Origin of the sequence: Paenibacillus sp. OT2-17, from assembly GCF_009827695.1 — a bacterium.
In the GTDB taxonomy this organism is placed as follows: Bacteria; Bacillota; Bacilli; order Paenibacillales; family Paenibacillaceae; genus Paenibacillus; species Paenibacillus polymyxa_B.
This window is the reverse complement of record NZ_WUDQ01000406.1, coordinates 1-3389: the sequence shown is the minus strand read 5'-3', so window position 1 is coordinate 3389 and position 3389 is coordinate 1. Positions and strand designations below refer to the sequence as shown.

3 protein-coding genes and 2 pseudogenes are annotated in these 3389 nt (G+C 46.9%); 1 reads left to right on the top strand and 4 read right to left on the bottom strand.

Annotation, left to right across the window (positions count from 1 at the left end; translation table 11 throughout):
* Together GRP75_RS29960 and thpR are read right to left on the bottom strand one after the other, a co-directional pair.
* Positions 1-216, bottom strand: a pseudogene (locus GRP75_RS29960) (cell wall hydrolase); the annotation flags it as partial.
* A 111-nt stretch (positions 217-327) separates the two neighbouring features.
* Positions 328-894, bottom strand: coding sequence for an RNA 2',3'-cyclic phosphodiesterase (thpR, locus tag GRP75_RS22070; protein WP_160790366.1), 567 nt, complete (start codon positions 892-894; stop codon positions 328-330).
* A gap of 227 nt (positions 895-1121) precedes the next feature.
* Between thpR and GRP75_RS22065 the strand changes: the two genes are divergently transcribed.
* Positions 1122-2078, top strand: coding sequence for a D-2-hydroxyacid dehydrogenase (locus GRP75_RS22065; protein WP_053324847.1), 957 nt, complete (start codon positions 1122-1124; stop codon positions 2076-2078).
* A 4-nt stretch (positions 2079-2082) separates the two neighbouring features.
* Here GRP75_RS22065 and GRP75_RS22060 read toward each other — a convergent pair whose 3' ends face one another.
* Together GRP75_RS22060 and GRP75_RS22055 are read right to left on the bottom strand one after the other, a co-directional pair.
* Positions 2083-3069 (bottom strand): TRM11 family SAM-dependent methyltransferase, encoded by a 987-nt coding sequence (locus tag GRP75_RS22060; RefSeq protein ID WP_160790365.1) that lies wholly within the window; start codon positions 3067-3069, stop codon positions 2083-2085.
* A 13-nt stretch (positions 3070-3082) separates the two neighbouring features.
* Positions 3083-3389 (bottom strand): annotated as a pseudogene (locus GRP75_RS22055) (LLM class flavin-dependent oxidoreductase); the annotation flags it as partial.

The window sequence follows — 3389 nt, the reverse complement described above, 5'->3', positions numbered from 1 at the left end:
GATGGGGCTTGTCCTGTTTGACCCGTTATGGGTCCCCATCCTGTCGCCATATGTAGGAGACGAAGAGTTCCCTGACCAGCTCAGAGATTGCATAGGTGCATTTTTATGATTTTTCTGTGTTTGCTGAACCTCAGCGTAGAGGCCTATCCCCAATATACAAACAAGCAGCACACTCAATAGAGGTGCAAACCAACGATGTTCTTTAACGATTTCCATAATGTTCCTCCCGTTAACTATAAGCACATTCCTCAGATATGTAACCTAAAATGCGCTTTTTGAATAACGCTGAAACACTATATCACTAAATTCGCTGATAGATCAAGGCTTTCACCTCATTAATGGGAATGTTTGAATTATTTGGTACATTGGTTTTTGGCCCATTCGGGTTGCATATAAAACAAATTCTTCCACTTTCCATGGCTCGCTGCATCGATCATTTGGCTGCCAAATAGACGGTGGAATAGGCTGTTCTCCTGTGTACGAACGCGCTAGGGTGATATGAGGTCGATAAGGTCGCTCCTCGGGTTTAAAACCCAGCGGTTCGGTAGCCTGGAGTATGGACTGGTACAGTTGATCCAGTGAATCACGCTGCCCGGTCACTCCCCTCCACAGTACACGCGGAAATTCTTCACGGCCAAAAAAACCTGCTTCTCCAATGCCGAGTGTGAACGGGTCATGCTCAGCTGCAGCTTGAACTAAAACCTGCTCAAGTTTCGGTATAACCGAGGTCTCCACATCACCCAAAAACTGAAGTGTCACGTGGTAATCTCTGAAATCACTCCATTTGCGAAAAGTCAGGTCTTTTAAATCCTGCTCCACCCAATAATGTAGCTTCTTCTTATGCTCATTCGGGAGAGCAATAGCTGTAAAAAGTCTTTGCGATTCATTTTTCATCAACCTATACCTCCTTTCCTAATTGATATTTGTGGATATCTCAAAAAGTAGCTGTTTGGATTGTCCCTGATCAGGGTAAAGCCATTTGTTGTTATATATAGTGACACTGCGAGCTCGTTTTTACCCTCCTTATGCAATTTTTTCGGCAATCTGTTATTCTTGAAAGGATGGTTCGCCAGAATATATTGGAAACTCCAAGGAATCAAAAATCGAGGAGGCTATGAACTATGGGAAACATTTTAAGCTTACATCAACTTACGGAAGAGCAAAAAAAACAAGTTCGTGCAACGGCTCCGGGCTACGAGTTGATTATTGGCAAAGCTCAGGAATTGGAGTCTAAACAAATTCGGGAGGCCGAGGTTATTCTAGGCTGGTCCAAGCATATTGCCGAAGAGGCGTTACACCCAGACAGCAAACTGAAGTGGATACAAACCTGGTCGGCTGGGATTGATAAGCTACCGCTTACCGAATTGGAGAAGCGTAACATTTTACTAACGAATACAAGTGGTGTGCATGCAATTCCAATTACAGAGCAGATTTTTGGAATGCTGCTATCGCATACACGTTATTTACAGCAAGCAGCTCTCTTGCAACGTCAGAAAACATGGCAGCCACCGAAAGGCCAACTGACGGAATTACGTGGCAAAACGCTGTTGATTACAGGCGTTGGCGAAATTGGCCGTGAAACAGCGCGGATTGCAGAAGCTTTTGGCATGCGGGTGATCGGAGTCCGTCGTTCTGGCAAGGAAGCTCCCCATGTAGAGCATATGTATACTAACGAACAACTACACGAAGCATTGGGAGCAGCGGATATCGTGGTAAATATATTGCCATTCACCAAGGAAACCCATCACTTCTTTGACGAAAAAGCATTTGCAGCTATGCGTAAGGGAGCCTTCTTCATTAATGTAGGCCGCGGTGGCACCGTTCATACGGATGCGCTTGTACGCTCTTTGGAGCAAAAGCATATTGCCTTTGCCGGACTGGATGTATTCGAGGAAGAACCGCTACCTGCTTCACATCCGCTATGGAGTCTGGACCATGTCTTGATCACACCGCATATTGCAGGCGATACGGACCGATATGCCGAACGAGCGGTAGATATTTTTCTTACTAATTTGAATGCCTATGCCGCTGATCAGGAACTGCCACTGAATTTGGTTAACTACAAAACTCAGTATTAACACACTACTTACAGATCCAGATTTCCCGACTCATACCTGTCTTATGTATGCGGCATTGCTCCGTAAGGATCCAACCTGAGTCGGATAACAATGTTTCCATCGGCTCCGTGCTCACGACCACTGCCCGCGCGGCCAAGCGTCTCAGACTGCGCAGCATCTTCTTTTGTTCATCAGCCGGGAGCACGGAGCACAGGTTATAGGGCATATCCAATATGGCCGCATCGTATGTGCCTTCGAGCATATTCATATCCCCCAGCTTCACTAGATCTTCTTCATATCCAAAATGACGCATATTCACTCGTGCCCCACGCACCGCCAACGGGTTGATATCACAACCGCGAATATCCTTTCCCATACTCAATGCCTCAATCATTACATTGCCCATACCACAACACGGGTCTAGCAGTTTCAATGAGCCTGACTCTCCCTTTGCTGCTGTTAGATCAGTTGCTGCCAAATTCACAAGTGCTCTGGCAACCAGAACGGGTAGTCCAGTAGAATAATTTTGCGGCTTCTGACGACGCTCCTGCCACGATCTGTCGCTATACTGACACGTGCCCAGTAGCCACCGTTCTCCTATCCGAATAACACCAAGGGTGATATCCGGTGTCTTCATTTGCGCCTGCCCATGAATGCGTGCACCCATTCGGCGTTCGATCCCGCGCCGCTCGTCATAGTCAGCCTCATGGTCACCTTCTTTAAGGCACAACACCTTGAAAGTCTTTCCTTCCTCAAGTTGTAACATAGAAGCTGCTTCGCATAGCTCTTCCAGCGTTCCCGCATCTGTCATTACATCCAGCCTAAGATGAATAAACGGGCTCGTCCCCGGCTCCAGACGCCGATGGGACAATAGGATGGAGTCATGCACAGGCGGCTGACCGAACAAGCATTTTAATTCCAAAAAACACAACTCACGCTCTGTTTCATGACACGCATAGGTATATATGTAGCTTGGTTTCATTTCTTCGATATTCGTTTTCTGTTTATTCATGTCATATCTCTTTTCATTTGGAATCAAGGTTAGAATTTACAGCCTCCGCTATTAGACGGTAGGAGTGAAGCCGCTGCTCATAATCGGGAATCGGTGTGACCAACAGAAACTCATCATTATCATATTTAATCTGCAAGCCGCGTAACCGTTCGGCAATATCCGACGGCGTTCCCACCAGCCAGCTGGCTCGCATTGCCGGGTCGCCCAATGAAATCTGACCAGCCCATTGCTGCGCCAGTTCATTTGTCAAGGCACATACTACTCCTACAGCAACCATGGTACGTGGCTTGTCCATCCGGTTGGATGGCTGAAAGCTGAAG

Excerpts from the sequence above, each read along its gene's own strand:
- thpR (WP_160790366.1), bottom strand. The coding sequence starts at position 894 with ATGAAAAATGAATCGCAAAGACTTTTTACAGCTATTGCTCTCCCGAAT.
- GRP75_RS22065 (WP_053324847.1), top strand. The coding sequence starts at position 1,122 with ATGGGAAACATTTTAAGCTTACATCAACTTACGGAAGAGCAAAAAAAA.
- GRP75_RS22060 (WP_160790365.1), bottom strand. The coding sequence starts at position 3,069 with ATGAATAAACAGAAAACGAATATCGAAGAAATGAAACCAAGCTACATA.